The following is a 16114-nucleotide window of genomic DNA, read 5'->3' as shown; positions in this document are numbered from 1 at the left end:
ATATGCCGCATAAATTAGATTTTATCGGGTTTGGCGGAGTGGGCCGCGGACTTGCAGATATACTGCTGGAACGGGGAGACTGGCTGAAGGATACCTTCGGTTCCGACTTTTTGGTCGTTTCCGTTTCCGATTTGTACAAAGGCTCCCTTCACCACCCGGAAGGCCTTGACATGCAGAAAGTGCTTGACTGCCTGAAAAAAGATGGGACAGTCGAAAACTATCCTGATACCGAAGGGCTCGTGCGCGGCTGGGACAGCATCGAAACCATTACCCAGTCAAACGCTGATACTGTAATCGAAATTACGTTCACCAACGTGGAGACCGGACAGCCGGCGATTGATCACTGCAAAACGGCATTTAAGGCCGGCAAAAACGCCGTTCTTACGAATAAAGGTCCCGTAGCACTTGCCTATAAAGAGCTTCAGGCACTGGCAGAAGAGAACGGTGTACGGTTTTTATTCGAAGGAACGGTCATGAGCGGAACACCGGCGCTCCGGATGCCGCTTACAAGTCTTTCCGGAAACCGGATTACGTCCATTAAAGGGATTATGAACGGCACAACAAATTACATGCTCACTCAGATGGAGCAGGGCATGGGATACAGCGAAGCTTTAAAAGAAGCCCAATCCCGCGGATACGCGGAAGCGGATCCCACGAGCGATGTCGAAGGCTATGATGTATTGTATAAAGTAGTCATTCTTGCCAATGTCGTCATGGGAGCTGATTTGAAAAAAGAAGATGTGGAGCGCCAGGGAATTACGTCTCTTTCTGCCGAAGATATGCAGCAGGCAAAAAATGAAAACAAGCATTGGAAGCTGATCGGGCGCGTTGAAAACGTCAACGGCACAATCAAAGGGTCTGTGAAACCGGAGCTGCTTTCCGAAGACGATGCTCTCGCCAACGTGGGCGGTGCGGTAAACGCGGTTACCTATGAATGCGACCTGAGTGGCCCGATTACGCTGATGGGTGCCGGGGCCGGGGTGCCGGAAACAGGATTTGCCTTGTTAATCGATTTGATTAACATGGACCGAAATACTATATAAAGGCGGGATAATATGACAACAAAAATCACAGAGCAAAAGATGCTGCTCGGCGGAGAATGGGTCGGCCGTGATCAGACACTGGACGTCGTCAATCCCGAAGACCAGTCTGTTATCAGTACAGTCCCAATGGCTAGCAGCGACGATGCACGCGAAGCTGTACGGATCGCTGTTGAAGGAAAAGAAATCGCCGAAGCGCTGAGTATCCGGGAGCGCATGGATATATTAAATAAAGTGGCGGATTATGTGCTCGATCATGCAGAGGAGTTTGCAGAAATCATTGCGCTTGAAGGAAGCAAAACGATAGCGGAAGCTTCCGGCGAAGCACGGAGAACTGCTGAAACGATACGACTTGGGGCAGAGGAGGCACGCCGTCTTTCCGGGGAATCGATTAATTTCGACCAAATGGAAGGTAATACGAACCGGATGGGCTATTACTATCATTTTCCGGTGGGTGTGGTAGCAGCCATCACGCCGTTTAACGATCCGTTGAACCTGGTGGCCCATAAGGTAGCACCGGCAATTGCTGCTGGTAACGCTGTTATCGTGAAGCCGGCAACAGAAACACCGCTCAGCGCATTAAAGCTGGCTGAAGCATTTATTGCTGCCGGTCTTCCGAAAAAGGTGATGACAGTGATCACCGGAAGAGGCCGTGACATTGGCGACATTCTGGTTGAAGCAGAGGACGTACAGATGATCAGCTTTACCGGTGGCTATGAAACAGGAAAAAGCATTGCCCACAAAGCGGGGCTGAAAAAGCTTTCCATGGAGCTCGGCTCGAATTCCCCGTTTATCGTATGGAAGGATACAGACATTGAAAAGGCAGCGCAATCCGGCGTGGACGGAGCGTTTGGAGCGGCCGGCCAGAACTGCCTGAGTGTTCAGCGGGTGTACGCTCATGAAGAAATTTATGATGCGTTTGAAGCATCGTTTGTGGATAAAGCCAAACAGGTGCGCGCCGGCAGAAAGATGGACAAGGATTCAGATATTGGACCGGTCATCAACGAAAAAGAAGCCAAACGGATTGAAAGCTGGATTGAAGAAGCAGTAGAGGCGGGAGCCAAAGTGCTTGCCGGCGGAAAACGGCACGGGGCCTTTATCGAGCCGACGGTTCTATCGAATGTGCCGGAGCACTTAACAATTGTAAAAGAAGAAGTGTTCGGGCCGGTAGTGATACTTGCTTCTGTAGCAACGTTTGATGAAGCAGTCACACGCTCGAACAGCGTACCTTTCGGACTGCAGGCCGGTATTTACACGAATGATATTAATTTAGCGCTGAAGGCAGTGCGCAAGCTTCACGTTGGCGGTGTTATGGTAAACGACAGCAGCGATTTCCGGATCGATGCCATGCCGTTTGGCGGCGTGAAGCATTCGGGCATCGGCCGGGAAGGCGTAGCGTTTGCAATTGAAGAAATGTCAGAAAAACGGCTCGTATGCTTCACCATTGATGAATAATTAAACGTAAACGGGATAAAAGGGGGGATCAGCTCATGTTATTTGAAAAAGATGAGTACCTGATGAGGATGAATCAGACAAAAATGAAAATGATGGAATATGGTATTGAAGTGCTATTGGTCTCCAATCCATCCAATATGTATTATTTAACAGGATATAATGCATGGTCATTTTATGTGCATCAAATGGTGATTGTGATGATTGATGAGGATCAGCCGTTATGGATCGGGAGAGAAATGGATGCCCACAGTGCCGCGGTCACCACCTGGCTCGACGACGACCATATCATTCCGTACCCTGATGAATTTGTGCAGTCGACAATCAAGCACCCGATGGATTTTGCAGCAAACATCCTGACCGAAATAGGCCAGGGCAACCGGAAAATCGGACTGGAGATGGATGCATTTTATTTTACCGCGATGTGCTACGAACGAATCCAGGCTGGTCTCCCGAATGCCGAATTCCGTAATTTCAGCACACTCGTTAACTGGGTCCGCCTGATAAAATCGGAAGCGGAAATCGAATGCATGTACCGCGCTGGCCGGATACTGGAAAATGCCATGCAGGCTGGCTTTGATACGGTGGATGTCGGCGTTCGTGAAAATGAAGTGGCTGCGGCTATCACCAATGCCCAGATTCTCGGGACAAAGGAATTTGGCGGCGATTATACTTCGATTGTGCCGATGATTCCCGCAAACGAAAACACAGCCACTCCGCATTTGACATGGACGGATCGCAGATATAACTACGGGGACTTTTTGACGATCGAAATTGCCGGAGCGTATATGCGCTATCACACTCCGATGGCAAGAACGATGGCGATCGGCCAGGCCCCTGAAAAAATGTATGATCTGTCGGAAACGGTCGTTGAAGGCATCGAAACGACGATGGATGCAATTAAGCCTGGGATGACAGCTGAAGAGGTGGAAAGTGTGTGGAGTCGGACAATCGCAAGACGCGGGTATTTTAAGGAATCCCGTCTTGGCTACTCCATCGGGCTCAGCTATCCGCCGGACTGGGGCGAGCATACAGTCAGCTTCCGGAAGGGCGATCACACTATTTTGCAGCCGAATATGACGTTTCACCTGATGCCTGGCATCTGGCTCGATGATCACGGTGTGGAAATTACCGAATCGATCCGCATCACGGAAAACGGATGTGAACTGCTCAGCCATGTGCCAAGGGATATGTATATCAAAGAACCCGGGGTGCTCGGTGACGCCTTTGCGGAAAACCGGATGAACGCCCATTACAAATAAGAAACAGGCAGCGGACTTCTTTTTTTGGAAGTCCGCTTTTTTATGGATGGGAATGCAGGTATTGGCTATTTTTTCCGGATAGTGATAGCATAAAGGTGTTTGCAATGATGACTGGACGAAAAAGAGGAATGATCATGAACCGGCAGGCCTACATAAAACCAACACTTGGAGCTGCTGCTTTTGCGGCTGTATTTTGCTATTTTTTAGAAGTGCTTTTAAGCGTTCCATTTGTCGAATACGCGTACAGCCTGATTGCCGGTGTGCTGCTTGTGGCATCAATGCCTGTGATGCCGCCCCTGAACCGGCGGGTGGTTTACGTGCTGATCGCTGTCGGTATTGCTCTGTTCTGGACCTACGGGGTCTCCTGGCAGACAGTATGGACAAGCTTCGGGGAAAATCTGCCGCTGCTGGCCCTCTTTTTGACGGTACCGCTGATTGGGACGTACATGTCAGAAGCCGGACATCTGCATGCGTTTCAGCAGTATCTTGAACGTCAAAACGATAAAAGGGGAGTGCCGCCGCATCGGCTTGGCTACGGAGTGACGGCAAGCATCGGTGCTATTCTTAATCTCGGCTCTATGCCGCTTGTGTACGGCATAGCCAAGGAAAGCTTTCCGCCGTTTGAACAAAAAAGAATGGCGTTAACGGTGCTCAGAGGATTTGGCTCGTGCATGCTCTGGTCGCCGTACTTTGTAAACATGGCCCTGATTTTAAGCATCTATGATTTGAGCTGGGGAGAGGTTGGTCCGTACGGGATCGTGATGGCTGCGGTATTAACGGGTCTGGTCGTTGTATTTTTCCGTTCGTCGGCGTTCGCCGATGACAGCTGGACGGTTCCGGAGAAGGAAAAAGAAGCTAATCCGCCCGTCTCTTCGATGCGCACGTTTATACTCTTTTTAGGTATTTTGCTTGCTGCTTCTTTTTTGCTTGAAGCGCTGCTGCCCTACAATATGCTGACGATTGTTTCTGTGCTTGCTCTTTTGTATCCGTGGGTGTGGGCCATTGCACGAAAACAGGCCGCCTCGTTTGCACAGTCAACGTGGAAACACGTAGGCGGTTCGTTTGAACGACTGTACAACGAAATTGGTATTTTTGTGACGGCCGGATTTTTCAGTGTTGCGCTTCGGAGCAGTGATGCCGGGGTGTGGCTTTCTGAAGCCATCAGCTTTCTGTCCCAGGGCTATATGATTCTGCTGATTGCCTGGGTGGTTGCTATCGTAATGGGACTATCTGCTGTGGGTATTCATCCCGTTATCATTGTCACTGGCCTCGGAGGGGCCCTTTCGCCGGAAATTTTCGGGGTGGGGGCTCCATTTATGGCTGTGCTGCTGCTCATGTCCTGGATGCTCGGCGTCCAGGTGTCTCCGTTTACAGGAGCAATACTTATGACAGCCCATTTGATGGGGACGACCACCATTGAGGTCATCAGGAAAAATACAGCATTTATTCTAAGCGCAGCCGTCGTGCTGAGCCTTGTGTTATTTATACTCGGAGAAACAGTAATGTAAAAATGAAGGAGAGAATGCAGCATGCGTCCACTTGAAGCTGGAAAATTATATGGATCAGTCATGCTTGTGATGCTGATGTGGGGGCTGAATGTCGTGGCATTGAAGGTGCTGGTGGCTGAAATAAGCCCGGTTTATATGCAGGCAGCCCGGATTTTGCTTGCCGGTCTGTCTGTCGCCTTGTTTGTGTTTCTGCGCAAAGAACATGAACGGGTACCCCAGGCTGCTTTTATGTATATACTGCTGGCCGCGGTGTTTGGCATGACCGGTCATCATACGTTTTTAGCTATAGGATTGAGTGAAACAACCGCTGTGAAAAGCTCGCTCATCCTTGCGCTTCTTCCTATTACGACAGCGCTCCTGTCCATGCTGTTTTTGGGGGATGCCTTTACGAAGCTTCGCTGGCTCGGGGTATTTGCCGGATTTGCAGGAGCAGTACTTATTAATGTCACCGGAGAAGGCGGGGGAGCGGTACAGGGCGCCGCGAGGGGAGACGCTTTTATCTTTGCGGCAATGACTGCCCAGGCCGTCAGCTTTTTGTTCATTAAAAAAGCCTCTGAGCTGGTGGCCCCAAGAGTATTAACGATTTACACACTGATGCTTGGCTCTGTTGGTTTGTTCGTAGTCAGCTTCGTGCTTTCTCCGTCCGGGTGGGAGTCGTATATAACGGCTCCAGGCTGGGTATGGCTCGTGTTTTTACTTTCCGGGATTTTTGCCACCGGTCTCGGACAGATTTTATATAACGCCTCGATCTCTAAAATCGGACCGGGGAAAACAGCCATATTTAACAACTTTGTACCGTTTTTCGGTCTGTTAAGCTCAGCGCTTATTCTCGGAGAAAACGTATCACCGGCCCAGCTTGGAGGATTTGTATTTATTGTGGCCGGAGTGCTGCTTGGCACCGGCTGGGTGGAACAGCTGCTGTTAAAAAAACGTAAACAGACATCCGCTAAACGCCATGCTTAGCGGATGTCTGTTTTTTTATCCGGAACCTCGTCAAAACCGCCCGGATGGAAGGGATGGCATTTGACAATGCGCTTGACCGTTAAAAAGGACCCTTTCCAAAAGCCGAAACGCTCAAAGGCGGTAATACTGTACTGGGAACAGGTGGGATAGAACCGGCAGGAGGGAGGTGTGAACCGGGAAATGTAACGTTGATACAGCCGGATCAGCGCCACTATTAATGTTTTCATATATACGCACTCCTAGCGACTTTTTTTACACTTAAAGCGTAGCATAAATAAGCACATAACTGAAAAACCCCGCCTGAATGAGCGGGGTTTAAAACCGTAAATTTGTATCAGCCGACGTAGAAGGAGGCTGCCGGTTCAACGACCTGACGGAGAAGCGCTTCTTCTTCTGCGTTTAAACGTACCATCGGGAGGCGGACGTCGCCGGAAATGATACCGCGCATCTCAAGCGCAGCTTTGACAGGAGTCGGACTAGGAGCCGCAAACATCGATTTCATCAGCGGAAGCAGATCACGGTGCCGGGAAGCGGCATAGACCGGCTGTCCGTTAAAGAAGCTTTGAATCATGTCCTGCATGCTCTCTCCGGCCACATGGGCAGACACAGAAACGACGCCGGTAGCTCCAACAGACAGAAGTGGAAGCGTCAGGCTGTCATCACCGCTGTATAAAGTAAAGTCCTGCGGTGCATGCTGCAGGATATAGGCCGCAGCTTCGAGATCACCGCTCGCTTCTTTAATGGAGCAGATGTTTCTGACATGGGACAGTCGTACAATGGTTTCCGGCGTCATGCCGGCTGCACTCCGCCCCGGAATATTATAAAGCATCACCGGAGTGTTAATTCCTTCAGCAATTGTACGGAAGTGCTGGTACATCCCTTCCTGGGAAGGTTTATTATAGTACGGAGTAACGAGCATAACGGCATCAATGCCGGTTTTTTCCGCTTCGAGGGACAAGGCGAGTGAAGCCCTTGTATCGTTGGAGCCTGTGCCTGCAATGACCGGCACCCGGCCGTTTACAGTCTGTACAGTGTGACGGAACAATGAAATTTTTTCCTCATGGGAAAGCGTTGGAGACTCGCCGGTTGTCCCTGCAACCACGATGCTTTCTGTTCCTGTGCTGATCAAATGATTAATGAGTCTGGTTAATGCAGTGTAATCTATATCTCCGTGTTCATCGAATGGAGTCACCATCGCTGTACTCAGTCTGCCAAAATTCATGTTTACTCACCCTCTTAAAAGTATAGTCTTGCCTAAAAAGAGAGGGCTTGCGGTTTCACGTCTTCGTCTCCGTCCGGACACGAAAAAAGCAACCATGGAAAGAGCCCATCGTTGCAGGAACGCTTCAGCTGTTAAGCAGAACCGCACGTGCGTGAGATAGCCCTCCATACAGAAAATCTGTATGACAGTCCCGCATTTATTCAATACGAGACCAGCGTTGAACGATTGAGTCGTCCGCAGCTTCGGCAAAAACCCCTTTCCGCTTTAATCACCAGAGCTCATTCTCTTCCTAAAGCGTACTAATAGTTTTCGCAGCCTCTAACCTCACTTCTCAAATAAAGAAGCAGGATATGAAATTAATTAACTACACCATAGCAGATAACGCTCCGAAAGACAATAGTACGGCTGAAAATCAATTATAAATTACGTATTGCCTGATTTTGGCGTGAATAAACATAATTAAATATCGCCTGCATTTCCCTTCACCACCGCTGTTTGGGCGGAGAAAGGACGAGGCTGACAAAAAAATTTTAAAAACACATTTCATTTTAGGGAACCTTTCTTATATAATGAGAGAGGGAAAACAGAACATTAGGGGGCCAATTACGTATGTCGCAGCTTCAGCAGATCGCTCTAGAACTTCCAGAAGAACTCTATACGGAAATCGAACATCTGTCCCAGTCAGAAAAGGATTCTTTTTTTCATCAGGTATTAAAAGATCAGATTGAAAAACAAAAATCCACAGACATGCAGGAACAATTGAAGAACGGATATGCAGAAATGGCTGCACTAAATGCTGAAATATGCGCTGAATTTGAATATGCTGAAACAGAATCTACACAGACGACAGAACGGCGGCTGAACGAACAAGACTAGCTGTTCATCCTGTCCGGCAGCATAAGCGCGCAACCGGAAAAGGAGGTGAATGGGTGGTTTGAGTGATTCGAAACAAAACAATCAGCATCATAAAAAAGTAGTTAAACGGGGGGACGTATTTTTTGCGGACCTGTCTCCGGTAGTCGGGTCAGAGCAGGGAGGCGTCCGCCCCGTACTTATTATTCAAAATAATATTGGTAACCGCTTCAGTCCCACAGTGATTGTGGCTGCTATTACGGCACAGATTAAAAAGGCAAAAATGCCGACACACGTGGAAATTGATGCCGCCAAGCATCGATTTGACCGTGACAGCGTTATCCTGCTTGAGCAGCTTCGTACTATTGATAAGCAGCGGTTAACCGATAAGATTACCCACCTCGATGATGAAACCATGGAGCAGGTGCGTAAAGGTTTGGAAATAAGCCTCGGCCTTCATGAGTTCAATTAGTCCATCATACATAACGACTGCGGGCCCCCGCCGGCATATGAATACCTAAAGCCTTCCCAAACCGGGAAGGTTTTTTGCTGCAAAAAAAGAAGTGAGTGCCTTTAAAACGCGATATATCGTTCTGTGAGTCTAATAAAAGCACTCAGTAGCGCAAAGATGTAAATTCATACGAAAAACTTTTAAATGCTCTATTTTATTTTAAGTTGTGATGTGATACACTGCTCTAGGAAATAAAGAGAGGGCTGGATCAACCAGTCTATAAGAGAGAGGATAAGGAAGGGAGGCTTTCATATGCTTAAAGCAATGAAGCAAAAATGGATGGACAAGCGCGATCAGCTCGCCCGTCAAACAGAAGAACGGATTCAGGGTTATAATACGGATCTGCAGTTACAGATGAGACAGAGGCGTGAAAACGATGATTGGACTGATGAACTTCTCAATAAAGATATTGAAAAATATTTGTATACGATCCATCCGTCGTTTCTGTTAAATGACCGTGTGAACCGGGCGCTTTACAACCGGCTGCTTGCCCGGGCGCAGGGAAAGTATTCACTGACGCTTTCTGTCACAAGTGAAATGAAGCTTGCGCTCGACTTTTACAACACGGATCTTGCGGTGTTTCTCCGTTTGATTGAAAAGAAAGGCTTTCAGCTTCAGGGAAATGAAGAACGTTTTCTGCTGACGCTTATGAACCGCCTCAGTGAAAACAATTACCGCATGTATAAAGAACGTTACAGCGAATTGGATGCTCACAACGATTCCTTGTCAGATGCGGTCACTTCGTACCTGCAGCAGGTGCCGCGTGCTTATCAGCTCGAAACGGGGCGTCTCGACTTCTTTTACAAGTTTCTGATCAGTGAAGGTCTTCTTCCGGCAGGAACGACAAAGAAAAAGCTGAAAAAAATAATTAAATCCTCGAATAAAAAGAGAGCGGGCGACCATCAGCTTGAACGGATGGAGCGCCGCCTTGACCGGATTGGTTAATCGACGAACAAAACGCTGCCAAACGCAGCGTTTTTTATTGCTCTGAAAATTCAGGGAAAACATAATTCTTTTCGATCAGGCGTTTCTGTGGCAGAATGTAGGTAAATATACAGAAGGGATGGAGAGCTGATGAGTCAAAACAAAACGAATCTCAGCACGTTTTTTGCCGGCAAATTGCAGGAAGCCAAAACTCAATTTGAGCGCACCATTGACTGTAAACACACAGCTTTTGACGACTTATACCCTTATATGAATGAACAGCCGCAGTTTTTCTGGTATAAACGGTACGTAGCCTGGCAGGAGCTGCTCACTACTGTGGAGCTTGCTGAGGAACTAAATATCGACTGGCAGAAAGAATTTAAAACGAAACAGCAGAAATTTATTGAAAGCAAAATACTCGATGCAAAAGTGCTTGATGACTGGTACGGAAAACAGCGTACAGAAGCATAAAGAAAGCCGGCGGACCCCGCCGGCTTTTTATGATTTCTTTTATGCGTCTTCTTTTTGTTAAAAGATAAAATGAGCGATTAAAACAATGACCGGAAGTGAAATGATGGTTCTCTCCAGAAAGATCAGCACCAGGTCGGTAAAACGGACAGGAAGCTTGCTCCCAAGCAGCAGGCCGCCGACTTCGGACATATAAATGAGCTGACTAACCGAGAGGGCTCCGATAATGAAGCGTGTCATTTCGCTTTCAATATCCGTACCAAGAATCGCCGGCAGGAACATGTCGGCAAAGCCGATAAGCATCGTTTCGCTGGCTGCTACAGCCTCCGGCACCTGCATCAGCTGCAGGAGCGGAACAAACGGAGCGCCGAGCCAGGCAAAAAGCGGAGTGAATTCTGCAATAACCACAGCGATGGTGCCAAGGCCCATGACGATTGGTATGACGCTGATCCACATATCAAGTACGTTTTTTGTGCCGCTGATTAGGACGGAAGACCAATGAGTGCGGGAAGCTTTATCGAGTGCTTTTTCCCACCCGGAGGAAACTGGGTTTTTGCCAGTATGTCCATTGGCGATTTCCTCTGCCGGCTGCTGGTTGTAATACTCGTTTTTCTTCCGCGACAGCGGAGGAATCCGCGGCATAATGAGGGCGCACACCACACCGGCTGCTACGATGGTGAGGTAATAAGGCAGCGTATAGGCAAGCAGATCGAGCTCCCCGAGGATCGTGATAGTGAATGTGATACTGACTACCGAAAACGTCGTACTGATAACAGCGGCTTCGCGCTGCGTGTAGTGGCCGCTTTCATACTGCTGGCTCGTCAAAAGCACCCCAATTGTGCCGTCCCCCAGCCATGAAGCAAGACCGTCAATCGATGAGCGTCCCGGAAGGGTAAATAATGGGCGCATTAAAATCGTCAGGATTGAACCGAAAAATTCAAGCAGACCGAAATTAAGCAGAAACGGGAGAAAATAACCGGCAAAAAAGAAGACGGTAATTAAGAGGAGAATCAGGGAATAGAGCAAAAGACCACCGGTGGCGTCCCCGACAAGCCAGGCTGGCCCGATTTGAAAAAGAGTTAAGAAGGCAAAAATAAAGCCTAAAATCCGAATGAGCAGCCAGCCGTTAGTCACATGAAACAACGACACGGCAATGCCGGAGGAAAACGGTCGGAACCGGGCAATAATGGCGCCGGCGACGGAGATGCCGATAAAAATAACGCCCATTGCAGGCAGTATACCGCTCAGTAAGCCTTCGAGCCATCCGGCAAGAAGAGCCACCGGAACGGTTAAGCCGTCGTCAGTAGAGATAGGTACCATGAATAAAAAGATCCCAATCAATGAAGGAATAATAAATTTTAGGGCGCTCGAGGCCCTGGTGGATGGGGTGGAACTCATTTTCTTCACCTCGATATTCATACAATTTTATGTATAATTACTACAAACATTGTACTAAATTAACACGAAACCCGCCATTTGCAAAGAACATTTTTATTCGTCTCAAGGGAAAGGAGCCACGATCAAGGCATGCCGCAATATATCTTTGATGTTGAATCTGTTTATTTAAAGGAGCCGGAGGACGAACTCCAGACGCATATAGCGGAGGTGAGAACTGAAGTAATACACCGTGAAAAGGGCGATATTTTATTTGAAGCTGTCATTCCGGTAGCCTACCACGCTTACGGAGTCTATCCTGACGTGAAAGCAGTTGCTTCCCAGATCCCCCGTCCTTCGCTTCAGCGCGAGGTGCTGTTCCGCGTGAAGCGCTATGTCAAAAAACTCCGTCCGTTTTTGTGAACCGGAAGCCTGTTCAGCGAAGCAGGTGCAGCAGATCCCCGAGGGCTGTCAGTTCATGCTCTGCCCGGAATTCATGGGCCGGGACGCTCCCATCATGGTTAATCCAGGCGCTGTTGATCCCGGTATTTTTTGCCCCGGCAATATCGGTGTTCATGTTGTCGCCGACCATCAGCGTATCTTCAGGAGCGGCGCCTGCGAGATGCAGCGCATGAGTAAAGATGGAAGGATCAGGTTTGCCCACACCGAATTCGCCACTGATAATAATATGGTCAAAAAAAGGTACAAGGGCCGGGGTGAGTGACAGCTTCAGCCGCTGCAGACTTGGAGAGCCGTTTGTGAGCATCAGCAGCTGGTAATTGTTCTTTAGTGTGTGAAGGACTTCAAACGTATCAGCGTATACGTATGGAAGATGACGCCGATGCATAATAAAACGGTCTTTCAGCCATTCCCCTGCTTCCGGCTGGTGAACGCCATGGGCTGCAAGCGCACGTGTCCAGGTTTCTTTTTGGTAGGAGGAAATAAGCCGGCTCATTTCCTGGAAGCGCCGGTGTTCAATATCGTCAAAGTTTCCCCAGAGGCCTTCGAATGCGTTAATGCCTATCGTTTTAGTGAAATCATATACAGAGAGTTTTTTATACAACTCGGGGGCCGTCCGCTTCACGGTTTCCATGAGCAGGTGTGCCTTTACACCAGTACGTATTTCAGCATCGAAGGCCGTGGCCCGCAGCGCTTCAGTGATGCTTTTTTTATCCCAGAGCAGGGTGTCGTCTAAATCAAAAATAAGTGTTTTCATGAAAATCCCCCTGTGAAAGTGAAAAAGTATGTATAAATCATAGCACAGCGATTAATATTTAAGAAAAAGAAATATGCCGATCCGCCCGGAAAAGCAAATAATTCAGTTTAGGGACTGTCAAGTGAAAAGAATTAGTGTACAATGTAGGTGTGTGAGAACGCTTCATAAGAAATGCCGCTTTAAAGATGCCGGAAAACAGAAATCAGGCGGATTTCCGGCTTCCTGCAGCGAGGAACATACATATTTTCGTATACTTGGCTGTGTAAGGTTTTGAGCACCTGCTCTAAGCATGTTAAAATATGTCTGATTTATGATAAGGCATGTTCTCGAAGAATTGGTTGAGTCGAAGAAGGGAAGTGATGGTGGAGACTCCATTCCAAATGGTTCACCTTCATAGATATTAAACGACTAATATGATAGTTTAGAAAACTTATTGATCACATAAGCTGGGGGTATCACTCGATGAGTAAGCATCAATCCAGGGCTGAAGAAGCCTGGCAGGAATTTTATGGTCCCAATCTGGGTTATATGTGGGAGCAATACGACGTGTACAAAGAAGATCCTGACGCCGTGGAGCCGGAGATCAAAAGCTGGTTCGACCAGTACGGACCTCCGTCTTCAAATGGGGAAGCAGCAGTCAGCTATGCTCCTGCTGTGGAGGATAAAGACCAGGCAGTCGGTGCCGGACTAAATATGGAAAAGATCGCGGATGCAGTCAAACTTGCTGAAAACATCCGCATTCACGGCCATCTGTCTGCAGACATCAACCCGCTTCAGGAACCAAACGGGGAAACCTCATTTCTTCGCATAGAAGAATATGGGTTAAGTGAAGAAGATCTTCGGACCATACCAAAGGAAATCCTATGTCCGGATGCGCCGGAATCAGTGTCAGACGGGCTCGAAGCAATCGAGCATTTAAAGCAGATGTATACTAAAACCATCGCTTTTGAATTCGACCACGTTCATGACGTGGAGGAACACCGCTGGCTCAACCGCAAGGTGGAGGCAGGCGAAATTTACAGCGATGTGTCGGAGGATAAACGCAAAGCTCTGTTGAAAAGCCTTACGGAAGTAGAAGCATTTGAGCAGTTTCTGCAGAAAACGTTTGTCGGCCAGAAACGTTTTTCTATAGAAGGAATTGACATTCTTGCTCCTATCATGGAAGAGCTCACCCACAGTGCGATGCAGGACGGGGCAAGAAACATTATGATCGGCATGGCCCACCGGGGTCGTTTGAGTGTCCTGGCTAAAGTTATCGGGAAGCCTTACGACCTGATCTTCTCTGAGTTTCAGCACTCTCCAAACAAAGATCTCGTGCCTTCGGAAGGCTCTGTCGGGATTAATTACGGCTGGACAGGAGATGTAAAGTATCACCTGGGGGCAGATAAAAACATTAATCAGGAATCGTTTGAGTCCCGTATTTCCCTGGCCAACAATCCGAGTCACCTGGAATACGTCAATCCGGTTGTGGAAGGCTATACGCGGGCAGCCCAGGATGACTGCAGCGAACCGGGCTTTCCGCAGCAGGACGGCTCTAAGGCCATGGCTATTTTAGTGCACGGGGATGCGGCTTTTCCCGGCGAGGGCGTCGTAACAGAAACCCTGAACATGAGCCGGCTGAAAGGGTATCAGACTGGCGGCACCGTGCATATTATTGCCAATAACCAGCTCGGTTTTACAACCGACACGGATGAAGCAAGAAGTACCACCTATTCGAGCGACCCGGCCAAGGGATACGAAATCCCGGTTATTCACGTGAATGCGGATGAACCGGAGGCCTGTCTTGCGGCCGTACAGCTGGCTTACGAATACAGAAATAAATTTAACAAAGACTTCCTGATTGACTTGATTGGCTACCGCCGTTATGGCCATAACGAAACGGACGAACCGGCGGCAACCCAGCCTTACTTATACGGATTGATCAGGGAGCATCCGACTGTTAGGGAGCATTATGCGGACCATCTGGATGAAATCGGCTTCTGGGACAAATCAGAAACTGATCAGCTGAAAGAGGATACGCTGAATCATCTGCGGGACCAATACAATAAAGTAGCAGAGGATAAAGAAGCGGAAACCGAGCTTGGACCTGTTCCGGAAGAAGTGGAAAAACGTCTTCCTAAAGTTGAGACCGGCTATGACTTAAATGAACTGAAAGAAATTAACCAGGAGCTTATTACCTGGCCGGAAAACTTTAACGTCTTTCCGAAATTAAGAAAAATTCTTGAGCGCCGCGGTCCGGCTATGGAAGAAGGCGGCAAAGTGGACTGGGGCCATGCCGAAGCGCTGGCTTTCGCAACGATTCTGGCGGATGGGACACCGGTGCGTTTAACTGGTCAGGATTCCCAGCGCGGTACGTTCGCGCAGAGACATCTGGTGCTCCACGACCATAAAAACGGTGATATGTACTCCCCTATGCATGCGTTCTCGAAAGCAAATGCAGCCTTTGCACTATACAACAGTCCGCTCTCCGAAAACGGTATTGTAGGTTTTGAATATGGTTACAATGTGCAGGCCCCGGAAACGCTGACACTCTGGGAAGCCCAGTTTGGTGATTTCGGTAACGCTGCGCAGGTGATATTTGATCAATTTGTATCTGCGGGCCGCGCCAAATGGGGACAAAAGTCCGGTATGGTCTTTCTGCTCCCGCACGGCTACGAAGGACAGGGACCGGAGCACTCGAGTGCAAGACTCGAACGTTTCCTGACACTCTCGGCAGAAAACAACTGGAATGTCGCTTACCTTTCAAGTTCAGCACAATACTTTCATCTGCTCCGGCGCCAGGCGGAATTTCTCGGAAAAGACGAAATGCGTCCGCTTGTACTCATGACACCAAAAAGCCTGCTGCGTAATCAGACCGTAGCGAGCGAACCGGAAGCCTTCGGTGAAGGTGCTTTCCAATCCGTAGTGGAGGATCCGCTGACGGGCAAAGACAAAAAGAAAGTAAAACGCCTGCTCGTAGGTACTGGAAAAATGACGATCGACCTGCATGAAGCACTGGCCGACGGTGAAGTACCGAGTGATATCCATATTGTCCGGATTGAAGAGCTCTATCCGTTTCCGGAAGAAGAAATTCGTGACATCTTAGAAGCGTATCCAAACGTAAAATCGATCCAATGGGTCCAGGAAGAGCCGAAGAACATGGGCGCATGGTATTATATGTACCCGCTCCTGCATAACCTGGCTCCAAAAGGAGCATCGGTGGATTACATCGGGCGCCGCAGAAGGTCAAGTCCGGCAGAAGGCGACCCTACAATCCATAAAAAAGAACAGAACCGCATCATCCAGGAAGCCCTAAAAGGAAACGAATAAGGAGGACGCAGTC

Annotated in this window: 15 protein-coding genes and 1 riboswitch; of the genes, 11 read left to right on the top strand and 4 right to left on the bottom strand. The window is 48.6% G+C overall.

From position 1 onward, the window contains the following. Positions 1-2: 2 nt before the first annotated feature. The 5 genes from SIC45_RS08090 (at position 3) to SIC45_RS08070 (ending at position 6225) form a co-directional block, all read left to right on the top strand. Positions 3-1043 (top strand): homoserine dehydrogenase, encoded by a 1041-nt coding sequence (locus SIC45_RS08090; RefSeq protein ID WP_298785848.1) that lies wholly within the window; start codon positions 3-5, stop codon positions 1041-1043. Between the two features lie 12 nt (positions 1044-1055). Then, positions 1056-2495, top strand: coding sequence for an aldehyde dehydrogenase family protein (locus tag SIC45_RS08085; protein ID WP_319631767.1), 1440 nt, complete (start codon positions 1056-1058; stop codon positions 2493-2495). A 35-nt stretch (positions 2496-2530) separates the two neighbouring features. Further along, entirely contained in the window at positions 2531-3754 is a 1224-nt protein-coding gene (locus tag SIC45_RS08080; RefSeq protein ID WP_319631766.1) for a M24 family metallopeptidase, read from the top strand. A 107-nt stretch (positions 3755-3861) separates the two neighbouring features. Next, on the top strand, positions 3862-5262 hold the full coding sequence (locus SIC45_RS08075; RefSeq protein ID WP_319631765.1) for a hypothetical protein: 1401 nt from the start codon (positions 3862-3864) through the stop codon (positions 5260-5262). 21 nt (positions 5263-5283) lie between these two features. Then, entirely contained in the window at positions 5284-6225 is a 942-nt protein-coding gene (locus SIC45_RS08070) for a DMT family transporter (protein WP_319631764.1), read from the top strand. Here the strand turns inward: SIC45_RS08070 and yidD are convergent. Then, a complete protein-coding gene (gene yidD / locus SIC45_RS08065; RefSeq protein ID WP_298785838.1) occupies positions 6222-6452 on the bottom strand; it encodes a membrane protein insertion efficiency factor YidD in 231 nt (76 codons plus the stop codon). The genes SIC45_RS08070 and yidD overlap by 4 nt on opposite strands. A 107-nt stretch (positions 6453-6559) precedes the next feature. Next, positions 6560-7447 carry a 4-hydroxy-tetrahydrodipicolinate synthase gene (dapA, locus tag SIC45_RS08060; RefSeq protein WP_298785836.1) on the bottom strand — a complete coding sequence of 296 codons (888 nt, stop codon included), beginning with the start codon at positions 7445-7447 and terminating at the stop codon, positions 6560-6562. A gap of 149 nt (positions 7448-7596) precedes the next feature. After that, positions 7597-7776, bottom strand: a riboswitch (Lysine riboswitch). A gap of 280 nt (positions 7777-8056) precedes the next feature. Between dapA and SIC45_RS08055 the strand changes: the two genes are divergently transcribed. The 4 genes from SIC45_RS08055 to SIC45_RS08040 all read left to right on the top strand — a co-directional run bounded on the left by SIC45_RS08055 (position 8057) and on the right by SIC45_RS08040 (position 10205). Continuing rightward, on the top strand, positions 8057-8323 hold the full coding sequence (locus SIC45_RS08055) for a hypothetical protein (RefSeq protein ID WP_298785835.1): 267 nt from the start codon (positions 8057-8059) through the stop codon (positions 8321-8323). Positions 8324-8381: 58 nt separating this feature from the next. Continuing rightward, complete coding sequence (locus SIC45_RS08050) at positions 8382-8771, top strand: type II toxin-antitoxin system PemK/MazF family toxin (RefSeq protein ID WP_022792199.1); 390 nt, start codon at positions 8382-8384, stop codon at positions 8769-8771. 291 nt (positions 8772-9062) lie between these two features. After that, complete coding sequence (locus tag SIC45_RS08045; RefSeq protein ID WP_319631763.1) at positions 9063-9755, top strand: hypothetical protein; 693 nt, start codon at positions 9063-9065, stop codon at positions 9753-9755. 129 nt (positions 9756-9884) lie between these two features. Continuing rightward, positions 9885-10205, top strand: coding sequence for a hypothetical protein (locus SIC45_RS08040; RefSeq protein ID WP_319631762.1), 321 nt, complete (start codon positions 9885-9887; stop codon positions 10203-10205). A gap of 57 nt (positions 10206-10262) precedes the next feature. Here the strand turns inward: SIC45_RS08040 and SIC45_RS08035 are convergent, their stop codons facing one another. Beyond that, positions 10263-11600: a YjiH family protein gene (locus tag SIC45_RS08035; RefSeq protein ID WP_298785828.1), complete on the bottom strand. Its 1338-nt coding sequence runs from the start codon at positions 11598-11600 to the stop codon at positions 10263-10265. 129 nt (positions 11601-11729) lie between these two features. Here SIC45_RS08035 and SIC45_RS08030 point away from each other — a divergent pair, with 129 nt between their 5' ends. Beyond that, positions 11730-11999, top strand: coding sequence for a hypothetical protein (locus SIC45_RS08030; RefSeq protein WP_298785827.1), 270 nt, complete (start codon positions 11730-11732; stop codon positions 11997-11999). Positions 12000-12012: 13 nt separating this feature from the next. Here the strand turns inward: SIC45_RS08030 and SIC45_RS08025 are convergent, their stop codons facing one another. Further along, on the bottom strand, positions 12013-12792 hold the full coding sequence (locus SIC45_RS08025) for an HAD family hydrolase (protein WP_319631761.1): 780 nt from the start codon (positions 12790-12792) through the stop codon (positions 12013-12015). 462 nt (positions 12793-13254) lie between these two features. On the opposite strand from SIC45_RS08025, the gene SIC45_RS08020 reads away from it, so the two are divergent. Beyond that, positions 13255-16101, top strand: a complete 2847-nt coding sequence (locus SIC45_RS08020) for a 2-oxoglutarate dehydrogenase E1 component (RefSeq protein ID WP_298785823.1) — start codon at positions 13255-13257, stop codon at positions 16099-16101. Positions 16102-16114 lie beyond the last annotated feature (13 nt).

Origin of the sequence: Marinococcus sp. PL1-022, assembly GCF_033845285.1 — a bacterium.
Lineage (GTDB): Bacteria > Bacillota > Bacilli > Bacillales > Marinococcaceae > Marinococcus.
This window is presented reverse-complemented; position numbering and strand designations above follow the sequence as displayed.